The following is a 24,471-nucleotide window of genomic DNA, read 5'->3' on the forward strand; positions in this document are numbered from 1 at the left end:
TATTTGGAGAATACTGCTGCGTTTTATTGTTCACGTATAAAATTACGTCTTTTATCACCAGTTTTTTCATGGCGGATATGAGCGTCTCCATGATTGCGTAATCGGGCTGTTCGTTTTTTTACTGGCAAGGATATTATATCTTTTTGAATTTTTCTATTACTGATGCTATCTCCCCAAGAGTATTTATGTGACAAGCCTTTTTTGACGCAGGTTGCAAGATACAACTGATTTGATTTACTTTTTTCAGCATCTTTTAGATGTAAAATTAGATTGTGACTATCATTAGAATAAAAATCATGTTCTTGATAGGTCACTACAAAGGTTTTCCCACCAATAAACACGCAATTACCTGTATCTATATGCTGTTTATCGTAAGCAATATAGGTACTTACCGCATTGTTATCAGCACTGGCGCAAAGATACGGCGTAGTGCCACTATCTGCAATAATATCTCTTGATAAAATGCTTTTAGAGTTATTTACATCAAATATATCAGTGACTTTAAATTCTTTAAATTCTGCTTGCTCAAAATCAATTAATGCTTTTTGTTCTTTAGCTGTTAAAGTGTAGTCTTTAAGTCCTGTCGCCACAAGATAAGAGTTTAGCTTTGACATACGCTCAGCTTCAATATCAGCTATAAAACTATCCATAAATTCAAAATCTGGTTTATTATTTTTAACTGGTAGCTTTATTATTATTTTAATTAGCTTTGCAAGTGTAGGATAGTTTCCATAACCGTCAGAAAAACTGTTTTTAAGAGATTTATTAATAGCTGTTACGCCATATAAAGAAATCAAATTGCTCTCATCATTTTTTTGCTTTTAACGAAAAAATATTTTGGCTTGCATACCATTCTTGCTTTCTAATTTGTGCAACAATAGTTCCAATCTGACTTACAGATATAATGTTTTTAGGATTAGGTTTAATATTCAACTCATTTACATAGCCTTTTATTCCATTATTCACCCTAGTTCTGCCTACAAATTCAATTAAACCTTTTTTTTCTCCTTAATAATATCCAATTTACCTTCATCAAAGCTTTTGACAGTGCTGACCGTAAATAAATCACCAATTTTAAACTCACCCCACTCAACATTATCTAATTGCTCGTTAAGTGAGGTATCTACTTTCCCGGTGCATCATCCTCGTTTTGTTGCTTGATAATATTGCTCACTTCCCACGCTAGATAATCGCTGACCGTTTTTTTGAAGTCTTGCAAAGTAGGCTTAGTATCTATAGGAGCGGATTGATTCCAATCTGCACCATTATTGGGGTCAATTGTGCCTTCATAGTACTCTTGTTCAGTGAAAATATTGAGTTTACTTTTACCAAAGCGTACTAAGCTGACCAGCTCTTCATAACGCTCTTTGGCTTGATTGGTATCTTTTAGGTTATTGCTCGCCTTTTTACGATTGGTGCGCGTGTAACCATCGTTTGAGAAATCAATAAACTTGACTGGCTCATCTTTGTGATGCGGTTCATTGACTTTGAACACGTAGATATTAGTTTGTACGCTGGCTTTACCTATAAATATATCTATTGGCATTTTGATGCTGGCGATGAGCGTATGCTTGGCTAGTATCTTCTTTGTATAAGTTATAGCTTTACCTGAGCCTGCTGAGTTTTGAATAATGATAGCCGCGTAGCCCTTATTCATCATGCCAAGTGCACGCTCTACAAAGTTCATACCATTGCCATTTGCCGAGTAGGGCGGATTGAGTACAAACGCATCAGCAGGGAATTTGTCCTCGGTCTTACCAAAGCCATAATTACCATCAAAATCAGCTAATGAATCCATATTTAAGATATTGGAGCTACCGTCACCCATTAGGATCATATTAAGAATAGCGAGCATGTACACGCTTGATAATAATTCTAACCCTAGCAATTGTTCCGCTTTAATTACGATTTCTTTTTGCGCCAGCTCATCAGGTGAAGTAATAGTGCGCTTAGCGTCGTCTAGCATCTCGTTCATGGCAGCAACTAGTAGACCTGCTGAACCCGTAGCAAAATCCCACACATAAGAATCTTTATTGACGCGAGCCAGCTTGACCAATAGATTTGCTACATAAGACGGTGTAAGTACCACATCATTGAGCTTATCTTGTGAAAAACCAAGCCAGCCATACATCTCATTAAATAGCTTACCTGTAAAGTCAGTGGTTAAGCCAATTTTATAATATATGCCTAAGTCATCGACAATTTTAGTAAACACTCGCTTGAGCTGGCTTTCACCATTGATGACTTTATTAATATTTTCTGTGGTTAAAGTATTCTCTAATGTTCTAACAATCAGATCTTTCTTTTCCTTAGGTATCTTTTTTTCATTCAAAAAAAGCCTTTATCTTTCTTAGGATGATGTCACCATCACGACTACCTTCTTCGATAGAAGACTTTAAATCAGACTTTTCAAGTGGAGTGACTTTTCCTGGTATGCCGAGCGTTGCGATGATTGAAGCTGCAACCAAATAAACGCGGTCATTTTCACCTAAGCCTTTTTCATTTTGATAAATATCATTATTAAGTCGGACTAAACTCGTATCAATCTCTTTTTCTCTTTGAGCCTTTAATTTATCAATTTCTACTTGCGATAGGGTCAGTGTTTTTACTTTTTCTATGAAACTATCAAAATTTTGCGGTGCTAAAAACGATAGATCCGAAAACTCTCCAACTTTTTGGCCTGCGCCGAGATTGCTTTTTGAGACATAGTAGACCCCAATTTCATGCTGTATCTCTCCAGCTTCATCTTTATAGCCTGTCATACCAATAGCGATAATATCGGTGTAACTGGTATGGTGTAATAAGGCGTTAGCATAATGTACTGCGCCATTCACTGCGAATGAGTTGATATTCTTAAAATTTGGCTGGTTTTTAGCAGTTTGATTTTCAACTTGACCGTCGGTGTTGAGTTTTTCTAGTTTCCCTTTATAACCTTTATACTCAATAAGTATTGGGAAATAATTCAAATTTTTATCTTGTAATAGCAGCTTAGCATCAGGACGATTTGCACCTGTTCCACCATTTTTAGTAAAGTAATCAGATAGCGCCTTTTCTACCTCAGTGTTTAAAAACTCTTGCTCTAATTTATAGTCTAATTTGTAGGTCTTGAGCCAACCATTCGCTAAATCCGCAATATTTGGTTCTATTGATTGTGCCATTCTTCTCTATTCCTTAATATGTATATAACTTTCTGATACTCTAAAGACGGTATATAAAATCGCTCTATGATACTACTATTTAACCACTTATCAACCATTTAGGGTTTGACTGATTTTATCTAAGTTTAGACTATCGGACATAGCACTAAAGATCTCAAAATACTTACCGCGCTGGGCATAGAGTACTTCATGGGTACCTGTCTCAACCACTTCGCCATTCTCTATGACTACCAGATCATCGGCGTCGATAATCTGAGCAATATTGTGCGAAACCATAATAACGGTACGATCTTTTTTTGATCAGATCAAGGCTTTTTTTAACCTGTTGACTGGCGATAGCATCGAGACTGGCGGTCGGCTCGTCCAAAAACACAATCGGCGGATCTTTTAAAAACATCCTTGCCAGCGCGATACGCTGCTGCTGCCCACCTGATAACGACTTGGCAGTACTCTCGTAGCCGTCTGTCAAGGCGACGATTTGTTCATGTATCGAAGCTTTTTTTGCAGCCACGATGATGTCATCTTCGCTAGCATTCATATTGCCATAACGGATATTTTCACTAATCGTACCCGAAAAAAATATGATTGCTCTGTAGTACTAGGCCGATGCGCTGACGCAACTCATGGGTATCACAGTCAGCCAAATCATGTCCATCTAGCAAATCGTGCCAGCGTCTGGGGCATAGAACTTGACCAATAGATTGATAATCGTGCTCTTGCCTGCGCCAGAAAGGCCAACTAACGCGGTGATACGATTAGGCTTGATGGTAAAGCTAACGTTTTTTAGCGCTTGCGTGCCATTAGGATAGGTAAAATCAACGTTTTTAAGCTCGATGTGACCTTTGAGGTTTTCGCTACTGATACCATCGATGTTTTCGACTTGTTTATCGTCTTCTAAAATATCGAAAAAAACCTTCGGCATAGGTCAATGCATTATTAATCTGGTCGTAGATGCGGTGTAATTGACGGATAGGGGCGGCGACGTTTTGAAACAGCATGACATGAAACAAAATCATGCCAATGGTCATCTCGCCTTTTAGCACAAAATAAGCGGTGAGAAGGATGATAACCACCACACCAATCTGCTCGATAAAGGTTTTGATGGCATCATAAATAAAGCCAATACTACGAATGCGCAGCTGGTTGTCAGTCATTTCTTTTTGAATGGCTAAGTGCTTATCAGCCTCAATGGACTCACGGACAAAGGATTTCACCACGCTAATTGAATTAATCAAAGAGATCACCAAACCGCTTTTGGCTTCTCGAAACCCACGCATCTGCCGACGAAACCCTTGCAGACGGCGTGCTTGCTTTTGACTGATAAAGAAGTAAATGGGTATGATAATAAGACCGACCATGCCAACCCAAAAATTGGTCGAAAACATGATGATAAGTGCCACAATCGCATTGGCAAATAACGGCAGCATGTCGATAAAGAAGTTTTGCACGAGGCTGGTTAAACTGCTGACCCCATAATCAATACGAGTTTGCAATTTACCACTGTCGTTTTCACTGCTGGTATAAAACGCCATGCGATAGGTAAGGATGCGCTCAATGATTTTTTGGGACAAGTCACGAGATAAGTTGATACGAATTTTTTTCACCAAAAAACGCTGACCAAAAGAGATGAATATCGACAGGATCTCTTTGGTCAGAAGGACCGCGCTAATAATACCTAACATACGCAGACCTGCTTGCCATGGCTCGGCAAGCGTAGCAATTTCGGTTAACGTATCAACGGTATAACGTAGTACAAACGCATTGACCTGCGCGGTAAAGGAGCCTAGGGCGGTCAGCACTAAGGTAGCAATAATAAGCAGGCGATAAGGTTTAGCAAATACCGCCAGTTTTTTTAATATATCCCACAGCAGTGCCCGCCGTTCTTTCTTTTCGACTGGAGGCTTTTTGTCTAATTGCACACGGCGTGCTGGGGAGATGTTGGCATAAAACTCTATCGCAAATTGAAATAAGCCATGGCTACGCTTAAAATGCATCCGCTGGCACAAAAACTTCACCAACCATAATACGCCTTGCTGAGCGGCTCATCGACACTTTTTTTGGCTTGCCAGCGCCCATCGATCAGTTCGGTTTTTCCGCCGACGAGCAATGTGCCTGATGGGTGGCCAAAACGCACCTCTGTCAGCTCGCCAGCGCCTGCTGCTTGATTGACGAGCGTGCCTTGTGTGGTTGCTGCAGCGGCAATAGCGACGGCTGCTGTACCCATCATGGCGTGATGCAGTTGACCCATACTCATGGCACGTACCACTAAATCAATCTCACTTGCATCGACCGACTTACCACTAGAGGCGGTATAGCTCTGTGCTGCGCCAACCCAAGCGACTTTAGGAATGTGTTGGCTGGTCTGTGCCTCGCTCACGTCTTTAAATAATCCCATCGCAACACCGCCTGTGGCACGGATTTTCTCAAGTTTGGCAAGTAGCTCACCATCGCTATTGATGTCGCCTTGTAATTCAGTACCGGTAAAGCCTAAATCTTCTGCTTTCAGAAAGATGGTCGGGATACCTGCACTGATAAAAGTGGCTTTGACGCTATCGACATTTAAACCGCAGTCCGTTACATCGAAGTCATCGACCAAGTTGCCAGTAGGGAACATATCGCTGGTGGCATCTACAGGATCGATAAACTCAATTTTGACCTCGGCGGCTGGGAAGGTGACACCGTCTAATTCAAAGTCGCCCGTTTCTTGAACCTGTAATTTGTCATTTGCGTCTTTATAGACTGGTACATGGGCAATAATCGTCTTACCGATATTTTCTTGCCAAATCCGTACTTCACAAATGCCGCTATCTGCATTGTCATCGATGCTGCTATTGATCTTATCAGCATCGACCAGACCCATATTAATGGCGCAAGCACCAACCGCTGCGGTTAAGTTGCCACAGTTACCCGCCCAATCAATCATAGGCTTAGCGATATTAACTTGTCCGAATAGATAATTCACATCATGGTCTGGTCTGTCAGAGGCCGATAAAATTACCGTTTTTGAGGTACTAGAGCTACCATTACCCAATCCATCGATTTGCTTACCATAAGGGTCTGGGCTGCCGATGACACGTAGCAGAAACTTATCACGTAATTCGCCAGCGACTTGGCAGCGCTCAGGTAAATCAGATAATTTAAAGAAAGTGCCTTTTGAGGTACCACCGCGCATATAGGTAGCAGGAACGGATAGTTGTGGGGCGAAAGAGGGTTTTGATTGATAGTTGGTTTGGGCCACTGTATTAAATCCTTTTTATATTGTTATAAGACTGGGTATGCTGCCATTAGCAAGTAAACATACATGACTAAGAACGCTCGTTAATAATGATAGCGACAAGAGATAATCGTCAGATAATTATCATCGACGGCATATACCAATCGATTGGCATCATCGATGCGTCTTGACCAAAATCCAGATAGGTTTTCTTTTAGGGGTTCAGGTTTGCCAATGCCTTCAAACGGATTACGCTTACAGTCGGTGATGAGTTTGTTAATACGTTTGAGTGTTTTTTTGTCTTGCGTTTGCCAGTACAGGTAGTCTTTCCACGCAGCATCTGTCCATGCTAGTTGCTCACTCATTATTAGACCCTTTGGATTGATTGAAGCCTTTGAGTTTAAGCACTTTCAATATCGCCATCCGTATGCTCATTATTATCGCTGCTACCATTTCTTTTATCACTATCTTCTGCTGTATCTATTAGCTCACGTGTAACCGTCTTGCCAGCCTTATATTGAGCAATAGAGTCCGCTAAGTGCGCCGCATTGGCAGGAGATTTTAATAGATAAACGGTTTCCATCAGGCTATTGTAATAATCAAGCGACATCACAACCGCATCATCGGCGTCACGGCGGGTCACGATAGTGGCGTTGGCATCATCATTTACCGTATCTAGGACAGATTTTAGGTGCTTTCTTGCTTCTGAAAAACTAACGACTCTCATGGCTTACTCCTTTCATGATATTCTGTATAACTTGTACAATATATAGTACATATTACGCCATTGGTTAAGTAAACTCAATATTTAGCTACTATCTAGTATTTAGGAGTAAGTAACAAAACTCAGTGTATAGAACGCAAAAGCAAATAAAAGCCGACGTCATATAAGGTTATACAACATCAGCAACTTTTATACTTTGCTGCTTATCACACTAAAACCTAAGGATAGCCTTAGACAATATCAAGCGTACCTTCGATAAACTCTTTAGCAAAGCGTTGTAGCATACCACCTGCGTTGTACATTTTGACTTCATCGGCCGTATCTAGGCGGCAGATAATAGCGTCTCAGTAGTACTACCATCGGCACGATGGATCACTAAAGTCATCAACCCGCCAGCCGAGACTTCACCTGTGACATCAAAGGTTTCCGTACCATTGATATTTAGCGTATGGCGAGTCGTACCTTCTTCGAACTGTAAAGGTAGCGCGCCCATGCCAACTAAGTTTTGACGATGAATACGCTCAAAATCTTCAGCAACGACGGCTTCTACGCCGGCGAGACGCACGCCTTTGGCAGCCCAGTCACGGCTCGAGCCTTGACCATAGCCATCACCTGCGATGATGATAAGCGGCTGCTCACGGTTCATGTAGGTTTCAATCGCTTCCCACATGCGCATGACTTGACCTTCTGGTTCGACGCGCGCCAGTGAGCCTTGGACAACTTCGCCATCTTCATCGCGTACCATTTCGTTTAATAGCTTAGGGTTGGCAAAGGTGGCACGTTGCGCGGTTAAATGGTCGCCGCGATGGGTCGCGTATGAGTTATAGTCCTCAGCAGGCAAGCCCATGGTATCGAGGTACTCGCCAGCTGCTGATGAGCCAAGAATGGCGTTTGATGGTGACATATGGTCGGTTGTGATGTTATCACCAAGGACTGCAAGTGGACGTAGACCTGTCAGTTTATTTTTCTTGGCCATTTTGCTTCCCAATACGGCGGACGGCGGATATAAGTGGTCATTTCACGCCAGTCATACAATGGCTTAGTGCCTTACCTGTGTCTTTTTTGGCTTCATCAAACATTGGAATATAAACCGCATTGAACTGCTCAGGCTTAACAGCAGCAGCGACGATGGCATCAACCTCGTCATCATCAAACCAAATGTCTTTTAGATAAATATCATTGCCTTGTTGATCTTTACCCAATGAGTCTTTTTCGATATCAAAGCGGATGTTACCAGCGATAGCATAAGCGATAACCAGTGGCGGCGATGCCAAAAATGCTTGCTTGGCATACGGATGGATACGACCGTCAAAATTACGATTACCAGATAGTACTGCCGTGGTAAATAAGTCGTTATCGATGATTTCTTTTTCGATATCAGGGTCTAGCGCACCGCTCATACCGTTACACGTGGTACAGGCAAAGCCGACTACATCAAAGCCAATCTCTTGCAATTCTGGCATCAGCCTGCTTCTTCTAGATACATTTTAACGGTCTTTGAGCCTGGTGCTAATGATGACTTCACCCAAGGTTTACGTAATAAGCCTTTGGCATTGGCGTTACGAGCGACAAGACCTGCTGCCACCATGTTGCGTGGGTTTGAAGTATTGGTACAGCTGGTAATAGCAGCGATAATCACCGCGCATCTGGCATCAGGCCATCTTTTGGTTCAGGCAGTTTTTCGTCAGCGCCATGAGCGATACCTTTGGCAACCAAGTCGGTAGTCGATACACGGGCATGGGGACGCGACGGGCCTGCCATATTACGTACGACTGATGACAAATCAAACTCAAGGACGCGTGCGTATTCGGCTTTTTCCATGCCGTCAGCCCATAGGCCCGTTTGCTTGGCGTATTGCTCAACCAGTTTAATCTGTTCCTCAGAGCGCCCCGTCAGACGTAGATAGTCAGTCGTTTGCTCATCGATATAGAACATCGCGGCAGTGGCACCATATTCAGGCGTCATGTTGGAGATAGAAGCGCGGTCACCGACACTTAGCTGGCGTGCACCGTCACCAAAGAATTCGATATAGGTAGAGACCACACCTGCGTCGCGTAAGAACTCAGTCATTGCCAGTACAAGATCCGTACCAGTGATGCCTTTTTGCAATTTGCCCGTTAATTTAACACCCACGTAATCAGGCAAGCGCATATATGATGGGTTACCTAGCATGACGCTTTCGGCTTCTAGACCGCCCACACCGATTGAGATCACACCTAGTGCATCAACCATCGGCGTGTGGCTATCAGTACCGACCAATGTATCGGCAAACGCGACTTCTTCACCGGCTTTATTGTGCACGACCTGTACGACAGGTGACATTTTCTCTAGGTTGATCTGATGCATGATGCCGTTACCAGGCGGTACGACATTCACATTGTCAAAGGCATACTGACACCAGTTGATGAAGTGAAAACGGTCATCGTTGCGGCGCTCTTCAATCGCGCGGTTCTTCTCAAAAGCGTTTTCTTCAAAGCCTGCGTGCTCAACGGCCAATGAATGGTCAACGATAAGCTGAGTTGGCACGATAGGGTTTACCTTAGACGGATCACCGCCTTGCTCAGCGATGGCATCACGCAAACCTGCCAAATCAACAAAGGCCGTCTGACCCAAGATATCATGACAAACGACGCGGGCAGGGTACCAAGGAAAGTCTAGATCTTGCTTGCCTTCAATATGCTGCTTTAGCGCATCGGTTAACTCTTCTGGTGGGCAACGGCGTACTAGGTTTTCACACAATACTTTTGAGCAAAATGGTAGCTTGTCATACGCGCCAGCTTCGATACTCTCGACAGCCTCGCGGGTGTCAAAGTAATAAAGATCAGTACCGGGAAGTGGCTTTTTGAATTGTTCGTTCATTGGTTGTACTAGGGCGTTGTCCATAAGTCACCTTTGGCTGTTGGCTGGAATGTATATAATGATAGTTTTAGCTTGTATCTCTACTCGTCCATATACTCAATTACGTACCCAAATTAATTCAAGTTCTGTTCCAAACAGTTGCTCAAGCTTTTGCTGTGCTTTGTCATTCAGTTGAGTACCGTACATAATTTCATAATATTCTTCGCCTTCTTCATATTCTTCATCATCTAATTTCCAATGCTCCTCACTACCAGATATCCAACCTGCGGTTAGAGCAGTGTTTGCTACTATGACCTGATTATCATCGTTAGAAAAAGAGGCATTTTCCCAAACGCAAGGTTCATGCTCAGCTTCAATAATCATTTCTTCAAAATAAGAAAAAGCATTTTCTACGTGCTCTGCTGTTGCTTGATAGTCTCTATCAATTGGAACGATATACAAGATATTTTCACTCATAATTATTTTTTTCTTTTATAAAGGAAATAAATTTTTTTAATTTTCAGGTGATAGGGCTTGCTTATTAAGCAAACCCTGCAAGGTTAAGATTTAAAAAATTAACGCGCGCTCATATCTGGTACTGGACGCAGATCTTCACCAGTGTATTCTGCGCTTGGGCGAATGATACGGTTATTAGCACGTTGCTCAAACACGTGAGCAGCCCAACCAGTCAAACGTGAGCAGACAAAGATTGGTGTGAATAGCTTGGTCGGGATACCCATGAAGTGATAGGCAGATGCATGGAAAAAGTCAGCATTACAAAACAGTTTCTTCTCACGCCACATCACTTCTTCACAGCGTACCGAGACGGGGTATAACACTTCATCACCAACATCAGCAGCCAGCTTCTCAGCCCAGCCTTTAATCACCACGTTACGCGGATCTGATTCGCTATAGATTGCGTGACCAAAGCCCATAATTTTGTCTTTACGAGCCAGCATGCCCATCATCTCTTCTTCAGCGTCATCAGGTGAGCTAAAGCCTTCAATCATATCCATCGCCGCTTCATTCGCGCCGCCATGCAATGGACCGCGTAGTGAACCGATTGCACCAGTGATACAAGAATGGATATCAGACAAGGTAGATGCACACACACGAGCGGTAAAGGTCGACGCGTTAAACTCATGCTCTGCATAAAGAATAAGCGAGACGTTCATTACTTTTTCGTGCAGCTCGTTTGGTTTTTCGCCTTTGAGCAAATGTAAGAAATGACCACCAATAGTGGCATCATTTGTATCGGTCTCGATACGTACATTGTCGTGGGTAAAACGATACCAATAGTTGATAATCGATGGGAAGGCCGCTAGCATACGGTCAGTTTGATCGTTTTGCTGGGCAAAATCAGTTTCGGTCTCAAGGTTGCCAAGCATAGAGCAGCCAGTACGTAGCACATCCATTGGATGCGCATCAGCTGGGATACGTTCAAGTACGTCTTTTAATGCTTGTGGTAGGCCGCGAAGGCTTTTGAGCTTAGCTTGATAAGCATCAAGCTCGCTTTGAGTAGGCAAGTTGCCATATAGCAGTAAATACGCCACTTCTTCAAAAATACACTTATCTGCCAGCTCTGATACATCATAACCGCGATAGGTCAGACCAGAGCCTGATTTGCCAACGGTAGATAGAGAGGTTTTACCAGCGACTTGTCCACGTAGACCTGCGCCTGAAAGTTCTTTTTGTGCTGCCATGTTTACATTCCTTTTGTTGGTAGCTTTTTTGAGTGAAAACGGTGTTTCTGATAATAAATTTATTGGTTAATGACTGACTATAGCGCCAGTTTAGCGTTATGCAGGCTGTTCAGGCTGTGGACCGTCTAAATCGACGTTACAGCGCTCAAACTCAGCTTCAATAGGGCCATTTAAGACTTCCATTGCGCTGCCTTCGCCTTCTGCATTATTGATCTTCATATACTTGGCACCTAGTGGTGACTCCATAAATGTCTGAATTTCAGTCATTTCTTCTGGGGTAGGGTCAGCCATTGGCGTTTCCACCTCTTCGCCATTCATAACGCGCAATTGCTCATTGCCAAAAGCAAGTAATTTTTTTACCCACATCCGACGTATAAAAGTCATCTAGTTCTTTTAACTCTGCATCAGTAAACTGACTCTTATAAAAACGATCGACTTCCGCTTTACCCAAGTCTTTGTCACGTGACTCGAGGCAGCTGACTTGCTCTTCACTGAGCGCGCCGCTATTGATAATTGGTGCAAACAATAGGCTGTTGACGGTATCTAATGTAATCGTCGTCATGATCAAGTCATTTTGAGCATCAGTCTCTGAAGGTGCAGCTTCGCTTTCGCTAACCACAGTCTCGCTCGTATCACTGGTAGTATCGTCGACGTTTTCTGGTGTTTTATCACAGCCTGTCATGAATAACAGCGCCGCAAGCGTGCTACTAAGTAGTGAGGATTTGACAACCGTATGAGCAGTAGAAAATGGCATAAATAACCTAAAGGTAAATGAAGACGGGTTTTGAAACGATAAAGCACACAGAGGTGGTTTATCGTTTCGGCGTTGCTATTTGGCAATTATTAGTTATTAACTACTTATTATCAGCAAATAGCTTGTCTAGTGTCTGCTCAAACTCATGATAGTTCAAGAAATCATAGAGCTCCATACGAGTCTGCATGGTATCAACGACTTTGTCTTGTGTACCATCATCTAACAAATGCTGATAAACGTTCAATGCTGCTTTGTTCATAGCGCGGAAAGCGGATAGTGGATATAGCACCATCTCGACACCCACACCATACAACTGATCAGTGGTATATAGATCTGTCTGACCAAACTCTGTCATGTTTGCTAGTACTGGAATATCGAGTACATCAGTGAACTTACGATACATCTCGATATCGGTCAGCGCTTCTGCAAAGATCATATCTGCGCCCGCTTCTTGAAATGCGACGGCACGTTCAACAGCAGCGTCCAAACCTTCTACTGATAGGGCATCTGTACGAGCCATCACTACAAAGTCAGGGTCAGTCTTTGCGTCCAACGCCGCTTTTAGACGATCAACCATCTCTGAGATACTAACGATTTCTTTATTAGGGCGATGACCACAACGTTTTTGTGCCACTTGGTCTTCGATATGTACCGCCGCGACGCCTGCTTTTTCCATCTTTCTGATGGTTTGAGCGATGTTAAATGCGCCACCAAAGCCCGTATCGATATCGACAAGCAGTGGGGTATCGACTGCATCAGTGATACGGCGAGCATCTTCTAGTACGTTATCAAGGCTGGTCATACCAAGATCAGGCAAACCAAACGAGGCATTGGCCACGCCAGCACCAGAGAGATACAACGCTTGATGACCAACTTGGGTCGCCATCATTGCTGTATAGGCATTGATAGCGCCTGTAATCTGTAATGGTTGGTTGTTATCATTTTTTTGAGTGAGGGCACTGCGAAAGCGCGCGCCTGCTGAAGATGAAGTCATATGATTGTCCTTACATGGAGGAAAAATATTCTAATTGTTGTAGCTGATTATACTCAATTATTCGTGCCTGAAAAGTTTGAGTTCTCAATTAATATTTAATTTAAATAATAATTGTATGTAGTATTTTTAATAGTATTCATAATTCAAATAGCATTATGCATTTATTGGTAATTTCTTATGATAAGTATTCATATTGCTTAAAATCACAGCTTTTAAAACCTTCTATTTTTACTACATTTAGTTACAATTACTAAAGCTACCTTGCCTTATTGATATAATTACACTCATTAAAAAGCCCCAACAGCTAGGCTATTAGCTTATGTTTCGCTTAAATAAAATTGTTAAGCGATGAGTCTTATATTAATCAAAAGCTTAAGAAAATAGACCTGCAAGATTGGCCAAGAACAATAACGCGAAGCCTGCTAAGAATATCAAGCCCGCGATAGACAGAGCATTCATACCTGCTGACAGTTTCTTATGCTTTTTAACCAATGAGTAGTTTAACCAACCAAAAATAGGCGCAGAGACGAACGCCGATATCATGGCAAACTTAAGCATAGCGCCTAGTTGTCCTGTGAAGAAAGTGATAATTACTAGACCACCACCGATGGCATAGGTCGTCCAAAAAGCGATTTGCTTTTTATTGATCTCGCTTTCACCTTTTAGCAGGCGCCAGCATTCAGCATTAGCGCGTCCATAGCCATCAGCACAGGTAATGGTCGTGCCGAACATACACATAAAGGCGACGAAAGCGACCAGCAATCTCGACCATTCACCAATGGTTGCGGTATACATATTGATCAACTGGTTGATATAAGCACCGCCGACCAACTCAATCTCTTGTCCTGATCCGTACTGGACAAACACGCCTAACGATAAGAAGAACAACGCCAATATCGCTGAGACTGCCAAGCCAACATTAAAATCTAACAAGCCTTGGCTATGCGTGGTGTGATCCGCTTTGACTTTGGCAGAGGTCCACATAGAGGTAATTGCAGCAAACTCAAGCGGTGCTGGCATCCAGCCCATGAGTGCTACGATGAATCCCAACGTGGCCAGGTTCCAAGGAGAAGCCGCCACAAAATCTACTGCCATAACGGTTGGCTTGCCAGCTGCAATGATAACTGCAGCAACGGTAGCGTGGTAAGCGCAATCATAATCCACTTAGTCACGCCATCGAGCAACTTGTAATGCCCTGCAATCAAAAAGAACCAAGAGACCGCGACGATAATGAGAGATAACGCCATTGTCGACAGACCAAGTGAGGCTGGCAACATAAAGCCCAAAATTACGGCCGCAATAAGTGAAACCGCACCCGTACTAATAACCGCTGACAAGATAGAAAGAATAAAATATACCCAAAGATATACCTTTGAGCGTTTGGCATAGCCTGCAATCAAACTCTCGCCAGTATCGTAGACGTAGTCAGTTGCAAAGCGAAAAAACGGATACTTAAACACGTTAGCCAATACAATCATAATAGCCAATTGCCAGCCATAGATAGCACCCGCCTGTGTTGATGAAATCAAATGCGAACCACCAATGGCAGCAGTCGCCATCAAAATACCTGGGCCAAAGATGCGCCAGCTAAAGCCTCTTGTTGCGAGGCAACGCTATCGTCAGGGGTACTTGGGTTGTTGAGTTGTTGTGTGGACATGAATACCTCGAAATGGTTAAAACAGCAAATTATCACTTACCTGTGTCAGCTTGCCAATGATCATGAAAGAACGTCCTATAAACCGTCTAAATATAAAACGATTTACATCGTATCGACTTTATCACACCAACACTGTCTAGGAGAATGATTATTCTAGTTATTATTACTATTTGTTTGCATTGCTATTCTTGTTAGTTAGCATACTTATAAAATAATATCAATATTTAAAATGAATTATTTTTGGCGGTTCTTTATAACACAATATTCAACGGATATCTGCCCATTTAGGCCTGTGACACAAAATTTTGCTGCCGATAAGTAATGCCGCGCTGTTCGTAGACGTGATAAATGGCTGTGAGCAAGTCAGGTATTTTTGGGTGTACAAAGTCTTCGAGGGTGTGTAAATAAATAGGGGAGGTGACATTTTCATGAACCAAACGTTGGTAGCTGATCTGTTCTGTACGTACGGTTTGCAAGCTGGCAGGCACTAATGTAATGCCTTCGCCTGCTGCAACCAGCCCCAATGCGACCTGCAAATCGCTGACTGTCGTGGTCATAAAAGGCGAGATACCATACTGAGCAAAAAGATGTAGTAAAGGCTCAGTGATAGGCTCGCTAGATGCTGCTTCGTGAGTAGCAGCACGGTTGACTCTACTTGTAGACAGCTTGTCGTTTGCTTGGGTCGCTGTTTCTATCGTCACCGTGGACGATACTGGCAAATGTGTTTGATGGTATAAAATTAAGCGATTGTTCGCTAGATCTATCAAGCGCTGCTTACGTACATTGGCAAGCGGGTGTGATTTTGGTAATGCCACCACATAGCGTTCATGACGTAGCAGAATCTGCTGAATCCATGGATCTTGATGCGCAAATCGGCCAAAGCCAATATCAATCTCACCAGACTTGAGTGCATCTATTTGTTGATATGAGCTAATGTCTTTTAAATTAACGTCGATATCAGGGCTGAACTGTTTAAGCGTGGCAATGATTTCAGGCAGCAGGCCGTATAGCACTGAGGCACAAAACCTATATTTAAAACGCTGCTGGGTGCTGATAGACGCTGAGTCATACTAGTCACAGTGTCAATCTCGGTCAGTATGGTGCTTATTTTATCGTAAAAAAAACTGCCCGCTTCAGTCAAATGTAGTGGCCTGTGGTAGCGATCAATAAGCACCACGCCCATGTCAGTCTCTAACTGTTTTAGCAAGCGACTCAGGCTCGGCTGTGACAGTCCTGTTTTGGTGGCGGCAGCGCTAAAGCTGCGCAAATCGGCAACCGCGATAAATGCATTGAGCTGTTTTAAATCCATACTATTGAGCCTGTCATAGTCTATGCTATCTCTACATAGAACAGTTCTTAAGATTGGTTTATCATATTATTTAGAATAGTTCTTATCAATATTAGCGCTATCCCATAAATTGTGCTTGAAGATAATAGGTCGAGCAACTATATTGTTGGCTAATAACACTGTTACACTATAGTAAGAAAATTCATTCTAGCAATCATTTAACACCAGTAGAGAAAACTGGTTTGGTATTATTCTATGAGCGACGAAAAAGAAGACGCTGGCACCGATTTTGAAGGAAAATTGGCTAGAATTATTGACCAAAAGTCGCGTAAGCGTAATAACAATGATATCTATGAACGCTTTATTAATCGAGTTCATGGTTCTGAAGAGAACGATCAGGCTGCGTTTGAAACACTAGAAAGTGCAAAGAACCTTGCCGCTTTCGAACCCTTGAGCACAGAAGAGTTGCAGCTGTTTGAAGATCAAAGCAGTGAACAAGAATTATTACTAGAAACAGAAGATGCTACAGCAGAAAACACCACCTCTAAAGCCTCAAATACAAGTACATTATTTGAAAATGTATCTGAAAATCATGTGCTGAATATCGCTAATGATAGCGACAGTATTAGTATTGATGTCAATGATGTCAGTTCAGATACAGAGGCCCCAGAATATATAGATCGCAACAATATAGATAGTAGTAATCAAACAGAGTCACCCTCTACGATTGACCATAGTGAATCTGTCATAACTGAGATATCAGATGATGATTCTTTAAACATCCCTTTAAAAATTGAGGATGTGTCTGAATCAGCTATCGAAGAGCCAGTCATAGACAATAAAGTGATCAAAAGCAAGAAATCTCTCATGATGGCTATGGCGATTGGTTTAATCGTATTGGTTGCTATTGCATTAATGCTTGTATTTTCAGGAGTCTTATCTACTTCTGCGGTTGATAGTATAGACAACAGCACTGATGGTAATGTAGAGATAGACAGTACACCAGCTGTTAGTGCTGATCCAGTACTGTCTACTGACAGTCAAACAACTACGGATGGCGTTGACCCTGTAAGTACGCAACCAGCCACTACTCAGCAAGATACTTTGGACAACAATAGACAGGACCTGCCAGCTGTTAGTGAATCAGTGTCAACTTCTGAAGCTCCTACATCAGAGAATGATGCCGCAGTTATAGCTACTGAAGAAGCTGCCATAACTTATGAAGATTTTAGACAAGAGTCGCAGACTACCTTGTACCGCGAAACCAATGATTAAATGGTTTACGTTTTATACCATTTCAGACAGTTAGATAACCGTCTATCAATTTATTCGAGGCGTTCGTACTAGAAATTGTTGCAACACAATATAAAATTCGTATCATTATGTAAAAGGCACGGTTATGTGCCATTGGTGATATGAATTAGACGGTACGTAACTATGAATGAATCAGAAAACGTGAATAATGATATCGAGCCAAAAAGCATCAGACCACGTAGTCTTGTTTTTGCTATTATCAGTGTCATCTGTATTGTTCTAATATCCGCCTTCTATATGTCTAACCGTATTTCTTCCACGCTATCTCAAGCATCGACTAATAACGGTTTAGCAGTCAGCAACATTACTAAAGAGGCTAATGCTAATCAGACTGTACAACAGCATTCGAATAGCCAAAACCAACCTAGAAAATCTATAGTTATTGACGGTCGTGAAGATGACACTGCCCTTAGCTATCATGACTTCAAGCAAGAAGCGCAAAACGTGCTATTTCGTGAGGAAGAAAAGATCATACAAGCTAAGTACAGTACACATGGTCTTACGCCTGCTGTCAGCGCTGCAGATTTTAAGATAGAAGCACATAAAACCTTATATCGTGAATCCAGTTATTAGAGCTGCTATTAGCGCTATAAAATTATATTAACAGCTATAAATCAGTAAGTGACTAACATTAAGCCCCATTACTCTTCTCTCATGTTTAGAGAAGAGTAATGGGGCTTTTTTTGTGGGCTTAATGCTCCATGCTTTAGCTAGCTTGCAGGTCGTGTTAAGCCAGTTGCTTTTTAAGCGTTCGTAAACGGCTTTTAAATTCTGAGCGGTCAACATAACAGCCTTTGAGACGACGTTCACCGACGTTTTCATCAAATGCGTTACGCCCATGCAGGACTCGGCGGTTATCAAAAACGACCATTTGACCCGCTGCTAATTTTAATTCAATCTTATAGCGACTGTCTTTTAGTCGGGCCATTAGCTCTCGATAAGCAAGGTAGTAGTCGTACATAACGTCACTTGGTAAATCGAAAACATCTGCAAGATGGGCGTTGTATTTGATTTCTACAATATTGCCAAAGTTGTCTAGATTAATGACAGGGTGGTGCTCACGGATATCATGGGCAGTGTCATGAAAACGAAAGGGGATGGCATATTCGGCCAGCAAGCGAAAATACTCAGGCTGTTCTTCTCGTAACCCTTCTAACACCTTTAATCCGTCTACGAAAGTAGATTCGCCGCCTATGCTTTCATTACTCAAAAAAATGCAAAAATTGATAGCCTGGAGGTAACTCCTGATTTGGCAAGTCGGTATGCAAAGGTAATGAGAGCGAGGTATAAGCTAAATTGATCGGCGACTTCTCTGATATCACATCAAAGGTCATGCCAAAATTAGTCTGCCGCAGGTAATTAACTCGCATGGCGGTCTGTACGCCAGCATCAGAGTCATCTGGCATATTATCAATAATAGTAAGCCCATATTTATCTAGCGCACTCATCCACTCATATAAAGCGCTGTCACTGGTCATGATGCTGTGTTGGTCATACATCGGAATGTGGTCAATAAACGTGCCATCCCAACTTTCATAAGGACTGCTATGGTCCTTGGCCAATGCACTAGAATAACCAAACTCACGTAACCAGCTTTGTTCAAAGTGGCTAATATGCGCTTGTTCTGACCATTCAATCGTCAGCGTTGTCTTATCAAAAGAGACGGATAGTGGATGGATATCTTTTGAGATACTCAGTAAATCAAAGCTACGCTCGCCAGTTTGCGGATGGAAAGCCGATGGGCAGTTATCACGCAGCCAGATATAGTGATAGGTGCTGTCGATACCATCATTCCAGCGTATTTGAATGGCGCGATCAATGAGCGCAACGGATTCTATTTGATAGTCAGTTGCTACGGCGATGTCTAGAGCTGGCGTTGCTTGAGGCGTTTCCATTGGAGCAGACCCTACATATACATGAAGTAAAAATATATTTTACGGTATCTTGTTCGGATCGGTTATTCAAACAATGAATTACGAATCACCTAATAGGCAATATCAATCAACGCAGCACTAAACTGCGATTGATATCTGGCGAGATATTTTTTTGAAGGGTTTTGAATAATATTAAGGCTTCGCGAACGAAGCCTTAATATTTGCGACAATTGGTATAAGCTTTTTATTTATCCGAAAGCTACTTATCGAAAAGCTACCCTAACCAGTATTTCGTAACCCTGCAGCTAGCGCATTGATACTACGGATTAATGGGTCTTCTACATTAAGGTCGTCATGTGCCGCATCGTTCGGGGTATCCTGTTGTCTAGCACGCTTCAACAGCTCAATCTGGATATAGTTAATAGGATCTAGATAAGCGTCTCGCCACTGCAGGGATGAAGCAAGGTTTTGCTGATTGGACAATAAAGAGTCTTGCTCAAGCAGAGAGTTTAATCCTGAATTGGTCAGCGTGTATTCATCGGTGACCGATGTCATGATTTTTTCGCGTAACGGCTCATCATCACACAGTTGGCTATAAGCCTCGGCAATATTCATATTGGCTTTGGTAAAGGCCATTTCGATATTACTGATAAACACGCTAAAAAACGGCCAGTGCTTATTCATCTCTTTCATTAATGCCTCGTCAGCTTTGACACTATGCAGCGCACTACCGACGCATACCAAGCAGGTAGGGTAAAGCGTGCCAATGACCAACCAAACACCCAAGGAATCGCTCGCAAGGTGGTTTTACTTGGTAGGCCTTTTTTTTGCGATGGGCTGGACGTGAGCCGATGTTTAATAAAGAGATTTCTTGAACAGGGGTGACCTCGGAGTAGAATTTATAAAACCCTTCGGTATGATCGGTCAGCTCTCGATAACGTTGTTCACCTGCATCCGCTAAGCGTGCAAACAGCGCTTCATACTCTGGCAACTCAGTCGGTTGTACCACAAACCTTGTTGAGCAGGCTTTGAGTGTACCCGTAATCGCCATGGTCAGCTCAAACACAGCGGTGTCCGTATTGGCATACTTAGCATATAGCACTTCGCCTTGTTCAGTCACTTTAATCTGACCATGTAGCGTGCCAGCGGGCTGTGCGGCGATGGCATTATGCGTTGACCCACCACCACGGCTCACAGATCCGCCGCGACCATGGAACAGTCGTGTTTTTATACCATATTGCTCAGCGATATGGTTGATGGTTTGCTGTGCACTATAAAGCTGCCACGCCGAGGTGATAATGCCGCCATCTTTCGATGAGTCTGAATAACCTAGCATGATCTCTTGCGTGTTGTCCGTGTTCCGTAGTAGTCCACGATACAGTGGATTGTCTAACACGGCAGGTAAAATCTGATCGATATTTTTGAGATCTTCGATGGTTTCGAACAACGGCGCAACTGGCAAATCAGCAGACAACTGACCTTCGTCATCAATTCTGCATAAGCCTGCAAACCGCATCAATAGCAATACTTCTAGTAACTGGCTAGCATTATTGGTCATGGAGATGACGTAACTGCCAAAGGTGTCTTGACCAACCAATTTGCGTAGAGTAGCGACCGAATTCATCAGTGACAATTGCTCACGCGTTTTGTCTGTCAGGTTATCAGTATAGATAAGCGGCGTGCCTGGTTTTTCTAGCAATCGTGTGAGCCATTCCTGACGTTCGGTTTCGCTTAGCGTTTGATAATCAGGCAGGTTGGAGGCACTAGCAAAGATATCGGCAATCACCTCACTATGATATGAGGACTCTTGACGGATATCGAGCGCCGCCAAATGAAAGCCGCAGGTTTTGACCAGACGAATCACATCGAGTAATAACCCATCGCTATGTGCCGTATCGTGTGTATTGACACTTTGACGGATAATGCGCAGGTCTTCTAGTAACTCTTCTGGATTGCGATAAGCATCTTTTTCGGCCTCGATATCCGTACCTTTGCTTTGAATGCGGCGATTGGTGGCTTTGACTTTAGTGAGAATGATAGAGAGCAGGCGACGATAAGGCTCATTGCCATAGTCATCGAGATTGTAATCAAACACACGTTGATCGAGCTCATCGTAACTTTTGATTTTGGCATATACGTCAGGTTCGACCGTCACAATCGTATCGCTATGAATGAGCTGGCGTCGCAGTTTTTTTAGCAGAACTTGATAGTGACGTAACACGGTATCCGCATGCATCAATACGGCAAGCTCTGTGGTCTCAAAAGTCACAAAAGGATTGCCATCTCTGTCGCCGCCGATCCAAGAGCCAAAACTCATGAACGCTGGTAATGGGTAATCCGTCAGCTCTGGATAGATATCAACGATGGCTTTTTTGATATTACGATATACTTTAGGAATGGCATTGAACAAACTGGCATTAAAGTAATGCAAGCCATTGTTAATCTCATCATATACCAACGGCTTACGGGTGCGCACTTCGTCAGACGACCATAATAGATCAATCGTTTGCGCCGTTTGTTCTTTAGCTTGCTCGTAGGCGAAGCTGTTTTCAGACACGTTATTTAAAGCGTCGCTATGCGTGAATAGACTTTGTAAGATATTCATCGTAGTACGGCGACGCGCTTCGGTAGGATGCGCCGTAAATACAGGTGTAAACTTCAGCTGATCAATCAGCTCTTGCATTTGAGCAGGCTCAATATTGCGTTCACGACACTCAAGTAAGGTACGACGAAATGATCCTTCCCAGCTTTGCTCGGACTGCATACGCTGCGCATGACGCTGCTCACGCAAGTAATTCTCTTCGCTTAGATTGGCTAGGAAAAAATAGATAGAAAAGCCGCGTATGACGTTTTTTAAGGTTTGATTGTCCAAAGAAGCAATAAAATCGATAAGCTGCTGTTTATGTGCCTCATTCGGCTCACGACGCTGCTGAATAAAGCCTTTACGCAGTGTCTCAATCGTATCTAGCGTGTGCTCACCAGATTGGCGAGAAATAGCATCACCTAATAATGAACCCAACAAGCTGGTGCGTTTACGTAGTACGTTGTTATCTAGTGTCATCTTCAACCTTCCTATCAAATGAGTGGATACAATACTATGGTTATCTTATACGTAATATCCTTATGGTTTTTTGCAATTTAACATAAATAGGTGAGGCCTGCTTGATGTTGATAGCAAATTTTTTTGCTAATTAACCTTTATGACACTATTACTAATATATGGCGAAGTCTGTTCTTCAGCTGTTATTAGACAAAACTTATTTAGATTATTTCTCTAACGACTCCGAAGATTATCTATATAATCTGCCCAATCTTGCATCATCTGTACCCTAGTATCGATTTCATCAAGTCTGTTGTAAGCCCCGCCATGTGTGTCTTTTATCCTGTGACCTAGCTGTAACTCTGTGACGATGTCAGAATAGCGTAGCTCAGGCTGTTCCATAAGCAAGGTTTTAGCGGATGCTCGAAATCCATGCGCACACTGCACATCTTTGTATCCAAGCCGGTGGAATATCTGTACCAACGTCGCTTTACTAATATAAGCATTGCTTGAACCGCGCATCGACGCAAATACATATTCCTTATGCCCAGTAATTGATTGGATGTTTCGTAATCGCGTAATCACTTGCGTGGCCAAGGGAACAACTAAGTGCGAGACCATATCGTCACGACCTTCGCCTTTAGTCGGGGAGAATGCCCATGTATTGTTGTCCCAATCGATGTCACCCCAACGCATTGAGCGCAGATCGATGCTACGTACAAACACGTAAGGTAATAAGTTCATCGCCTCTAATGTAATCTTACTTGCACCTCTAAAATTCGACATATCCTTTAAGAGAGTCGCAAATTGGTCTGGCTTGGTGATGGCAGGCAAGTGATTGCCTGAATTGGCAGGTGCAAGCTCACCACGGGTATCAATTGCCACATTTCTATCGCACAACCCTCGAGCAACAGCGAATGAAAATACCTTTTCAGTATACAGACGAGTGCTTGCACCAACGAAAGTCGCTTGGTTTTCATTGTTTTGAATCGACTCACACACACTTAGTATCATCTCGCTGGTGATATCGTCCATTCTTAAATCACCAATTTCTTGGCACATATATCCTAGGCATAAATCCCAGAACTTAAGGGTTGACTCACTGTATGACGGTTTTTTTAGATTTACTTTGATTGCGACCTGCTGTTTTGTGTTCTCGCCATGCTTGAGCAATGTCATAAATGGTGCGTTTTTAGGTGAGTATATTTATTGGTTTGCTCTTTTTGCTGAATAGCTTTAGGGTCAGAGCCTTTTGCGACCATATCAAGAATGGTGTCTGCTTTATACTTAACCTCATGGAGACTGACATCCTCAATCTTACCCAACATCATCCTAGGACGTTTGCCCTCGATATGCGGATGGGAGTAACGTAAGTAGTATTCCTTTTTGCCATTTGGATAAATACGAAGACTTAAGCCAGCTACACCTGAGACACTGACAGAATAATCTTTGTCTCGGCATTCGAGCTTGTTGATATCGTTTGCTGTGTCGATAGCCATAATGTATATCCGTCATATGATAATTAAGGTTGATGATAGGTTTATGATTGATGACTTATAAAAAGTCTCTTCTGTAGAAAAATATAGAAGTATTGGACACTATCATGGACACTGGTATTCGTTAGTGTTGTTAGTAAAGCCTTTTAGATAATAGTTTTTAAGACGTAATTATCCCCAAGGTTCACTTGGGGGTAATTATAGTATAGTGGAGAAAGAAGGAGTAAGCTATTTTTTTGTTGATATATATGGCGTTTGAAGGAATAAACTTCATATAGATTAAAAGTAAGAGTGCTGTTTGCTGTTGGCAATAGAGTCCTTCGACATATTTGCACGAAAAACCGTGCTCCTGTACTCGCACAGAATACCTTAATCAAGGTGATAGTACTGTTCTGTGCAAATTTGGAAAGTATCAAC

General features: G+C 42.5%; 18 protein-coding genes and 7 pseudogenes. 2 read left to right on the forward strand and 23 right to left on the reverse strand.

Annotation, left to right across the window (positions count from 1 at the left end):
• Nucleotides 1–23: 23 nt before the first annotated feature.
• From TT11_RS05520 to TT11_RS05605, 18 genes and pseudogenes are all read right to left on the reverse strand, one after another.
• Nucleotides 24–797 (reverse strand): restriction endonuclease subunit S, encoded by a 774-nt coding sequence (locus TT11_RS05520; protein ID WP_261869427.1) that lies wholly within the window; start codon nt 795–797, stop codon nt 24–26.
• Between the two features lie 10 nt (nt 798–807).
• The gene (locus TT11_RS05525) at nt 808–990 is read right to left on the reverse strand and encodes a restriction endonuclease subunit S (protein WP_261869534.1); all 183 of its coding nucleotides are present in this window, start codon (nt 988–990) and stop codon (nt 808–810) included.
• A gap of 133 nt (nt 991–1,123) precedes the next feature.
• Entirely contained in the window at nt 1,124–2,332 is a 1,209-nt protein-coding gene (locus TT11_RS05530) for a class I SAM-dependent DNA methyltransferase (RefSeq protein WP_261869428.1), read from the reverse strand.
• Nucleotides 2,325–3,158 (reverse strand): hypothetical protein, encoded by an 834-nt coding sequence (locus TT11_RS05535; protein WP_261869430.1) that lies wholly within the window; start codon nt 3,156–3,158, stop codon nt 2,325–2,327. The genes TT11_RS05530 and TT11_RS05535 overlap by 8 nt, the downstream gene beginning before the upstream one ends.
• A gap of 90 nt (nt 3,159–3,248) precedes the next feature.
• On the reverse strand, nt 3,249–3,434 hold the full coding sequence (locus TT11_RS05540) for a hypothetical protein (RefSeq protein WP_261869432.1): 186 nt from the start codon (nt 3,432–3,434) through the stop codon (nt 3,249–3,251).
• A pseudogene (locus TT11_RS05545) lies at nt 3,394–4,080 on the reverse strand (ATP-binding cassette domain-containing protein). Before TT11_RS05545 ends, TT11_RS05540 begins: the two are co-directional and overlap by 41 nt.
• The gene (locus tag TT11_RS05550) at nt 4,043–5,173 is read right to left on the reverse strand and encodes an ABC transporter ATP-binding protein (RefSeq protein ID WP_261869536.1); all 1,131 of its coding nucleotides are present in this window, start codon (nt 5,171–5,173) and stop codon (nt 4,043–4,045) included. Before TT11_RS05550 ends, TT11_RS05545 begins: the two are co-directional and overlap by 38 nt.
• Nucleotides 5,142–6,330, reverse strand: a pseudogene (gene prpF, locus TT11_RS05555) (2-methylaconitate cis-trans isomerase PrpF). Before prpF ends, TT11_RS05550 begins: the two are co-directional and overlap by 32 nt.
• A 146-nt stretch (nt 6,331–6,476) precedes the next feature.
• A complete protein-coding gene (locus TT11_RS05560; protein WP_075107120.1) occupies nt 6,477–6,737 on the reverse strand; it encodes a Txe/YoeB family addiction module toxin in 261 nt (86 codons plus the stop codon).
• Nucleotides 6,738–6,850: 113 nt separating this feature from the next.
• A pseudogene (locus TT11_RS05565) lies at nt 6,851–7,099 on the reverse strand (type II toxin-antitoxin system Phd/YefM family antitoxin); the annotation flags it as partial.
• 227 nt (nt 7,100–7,326) lie between these two features.
• A pseudogene (gene acnD, locus TT11_RS05570) lies at nt 7,327–9,955 on the reverse strand (Fe/S-dependent 2-methylisocitrate dehydratase AcnD).
• Between the two features lie 96 nt (nt 9,956–10,051).
• On the reverse strand, nt 10,052–10,411 hold the full coding sequence (locus TT11_RS05575; protein WP_201547084.1) for a hypothetical protein: 360 nt from the start codon (nt 10,409–10,411) through the stop codon (nt 10,052–10,054).
• 98 nt (nt 10,412–10,509) lie between these two features.
• The gene (gene prpC / locus TT11_RS05580) at nt 10,510–11,637 is read right to left on the reverse strand and encodes a 2-methylcitrate synthase (RefSeq protein WP_261869434.1); all 1,128 of its coding nucleotides are present in this window, start codon (nt 11,635–11,637) and stop codon (nt 10,510–10,512) included.
• A 96-nt stretch (nt 11,638–11,733) separates the two neighbouring features.
• Nucleotides 11,734–12,003 carry a hypothetical protein gene (locus TT11_RS05585; RefSeq protein WP_261869436.1) on the reverse strand — a complete coding sequence of 90 codons (270 nt, stop codon included), beginning with the start codon at nt 12,001–12,003 and terminating at the stop codon, nt 11,734–11,736.
• The gene (locus TT11_RS05590) at nt 11,969–12,391 is read right to left on the reverse strand and encodes a DUF2059 domain-containing protein (protein ID WP_261869438.1); all 423 of its coding nucleotides are present in this window, start codon (nt 12,389–12,391) and stop codon (nt 11,969–11,971) included. The genes TT11_RS05585 and TT11_RS05590 overlap by 35 nt, the downstream gene beginning before the upstream one ends.
• A 100-nt stretch (nt 12,392–12,491) precedes the next feature.
• On the reverse strand, nt 12,492–13,385 hold the full coding sequence (gene prpB / locus TT11_RS05595; protein ID WP_261869439.1) for a methylisocitrate lyase: 894 nt from the start codon (nt 13,383–13,385) through the stop codon (nt 12,492–12,494).
• Nucleotides 13,386–13,757: 372 nt separating this feature from the next.
• Nucleotides 13,758–15,042, reverse strand: a pseudogene (locus tag TT11_RS05600) (NRAMP family divalent metal transporter).
• Nucleotides 15,043–15,326: 284 nt separating this feature from the next.
• Nucleotides 15,327–16,351, reverse strand: a pseudogene (locus TT11_RS05605) (LysR family transcriptional regulator).
• A 234-nt stretch (nt 16,352–16,585) separates the two neighbouring features.
• On the opposite strand from TT11_RS05605, the gene TT11_RS05615 reads away from it, so the two are divergent.
• A complete protein-coding gene (locus TT11_RS05615) occupies nt 16,586–17,605 on the forward strand; it encodes a hypothetical protein (protein ID WP_261869444.1) in 1,020 nt (339 codons plus the stop codon).
• Between the two features lie 162 nt (nt 17,606–17,767).
• On the forward strand, nt 17,768–18,217 hold the full coding sequence (locus TT11_RS05620; protein ID WP_261869446.1) for a hypothetical protein: 450 nt from the start codon (nt 17,768–17,770) through the stop codon (nt 18,215–18,217).
• A gap of 154 nt (nt 18,218–18,371) precedes the next feature.
• Here the strand turns inward: TT11_RS05620 and TT11_RS05625 are convergent, their stop codons facing one another.
• The 5 genes and pseudogenes from TT11_RS05625 to TT11_RS05650 all read right to left on the reverse strand — a co-directional run bounded on the left by TT11_RS05625 (nt 18,372) and on the right by TT11_RS05650 (nt 24,057).
• Nucleotides 18,372–18,854: a TauD/TfdA family dioxygenase gene (locus TT11_RS05625; protein ID WP_261869448.1), complete on the reverse strand. Its 483-nt coding sequence runs from the start codon at nt 18,852–18,854 to the stop codon at nt 18,372–18,374.
• Nucleotides 18,847–19,539, reverse strand: a complete 693-nt coding sequence (locus TT11_RS05630; RefSeq protein WP_261869450.1) for a gamma-butyrobetaine hydroxylase-like domain-containing protein — start codon at nt 19,537–19,539, stop codon at nt 18,847–18,849. Before TT11_RS05630 ends, TT11_RS05625 begins: the two co-directional genes overlap by 8 nt.
• Before the next feature lie 258 nt (nt 19,540–19,797).
• Nucleotides 19,798–22,579, reverse strand: a pseudogene (ppc, locus tag TT11_RS05640) (phosphoenolpyruvate carboxylase).
• Between the two features lie 213 nt (nt 22,580–22,792).
• On the reverse strand, nt 22,793–23,737 hold the full coding sequence (locus tag TT11_RS05645) for a tyrosine-type recombinase/integrase (RefSeq protein WP_261869453.1): 945 nt from the start codon (nt 23,735–23,737) through the stop codon (nt 22,793–22,795).
• The gene (locus TT11_RS05650; protein WP_261869455.1) at nt 23,734–24,057 is read right to left on the reverse strand and encodes an Arm DNA-binding domain-containing protein; all 324 of its coding nucleotides are present in this window, start codon (nt 24,055–24,057) and stop codon (nt 23,734–23,736) included. Before TT11_RS05650 ends, TT11_RS05645 begins: the two co-directional genes overlap by 4 nt.
• Nucleotides 24,058–24,471: the final 414 nt, after the last annotated feature.

This window comes from Psychrobacter sp. JCM 18901, assembly GCF_000586435.1.
Taxonomy (GTDB): domain Bacteria; phylum Pseudomonadota; class Gammaproteobacteria; order Pseudomonadales; family Moraxellaceae; genus Psychrobacter.

Excerpts from the sequence above, each read along its gene's own strand:
- TT11_RS05535 (WP_261869430.1), bottom strand. The coding sequence starts at position 3,158 with ATGGCACAATCAATAGAACCAAATATTGCGGATTTAGCGAATGGTTGG.
- TT11_RS05540 (WP_261869432.1), bottom strand. The coding sequence starts at position 3,434 with ATGGTTTCGCACAATATTGCTCAGATTATCGACGCCGATGATCTGGTA.
- TT11_RS05560 (WP_075107120.1), bottom strand. The coding sequence starts at position 6,737 with ATGAGTGAGCAACTAGCATGGACAGATGCTGCGTGGAAAGACTACCTG.
- TT11_RS05575 (WP_201547084.1), bottom strand. The coding sequence starts at position 10,411 with ATGAGTGAAAATATCTTGTATATCGTTCCAATTGATAGAGACTATCAA.
- prpC (WP_261869434.1), bottom strand. The coding sequence starts at position 11,637 with ATGGCAGCACAAAAAGAACTTTCAGGCGCAGGTCTACGTGGACAAGTC.
- TT11_RS05585 (WP_261869436.1), bottom strand. The coding sequence starts at position 12,003 with ATGTGGGTAAAAAAATTACTTGCTTTTGGCAATGAGCAATTGCGCGTT.
- TT11_RS05590 (WP_261869438.1), bottom strand. The coding sequence starts at position 12,391 with ATGCCATTTTCTACTGCTCATACGGTTGTCAAATCCTCACTACTTAGT.
- prpB (WP_261869439.1), bottom strand. The coding sequence starts at position 13,385 with ATGACTTCATCTTCAGCAGGCGCGCGCTTTCGCAGTGCCCTCACTCAA.
- TT11_RS05615 (WP_261869444.1), top strand. The coding sequence starts at position 16,586 with ATGAGCGACGAAAAAGAAGACGCTGGCACCGATTTTGAAGGAAAATTG.
- TT11_RS05620 (WP_261869446.1), top strand. The coding sequence starts at position 17,768 with ATGAATGAATCAGAAAACGTGAATAATGATATCGAGCCAAAAAGCATC.
- TT11_RS05630 (WP_261869450.1), bottom strand. The coding sequence starts at position 19,539 with ATGGAAACGCCTCAAGCAACGCCAGCTCTAGACATCGCCGTAGCAACT.
- TT11_RS05645 (WP_261869453.1), bottom strand. The coding sequence starts at position 23,737 with ATGACATTGCTCAAGCATGGCGAGAACACAAAACAGCAGGTCGCAATC.
- TT11_RS05650 (WP_261869455.1), bottom strand. The coding sequence starts at position 24,057 with ATGGCTATCGACACAGCAAACGATATCAACAAGCTCGAATGCCGAGAC.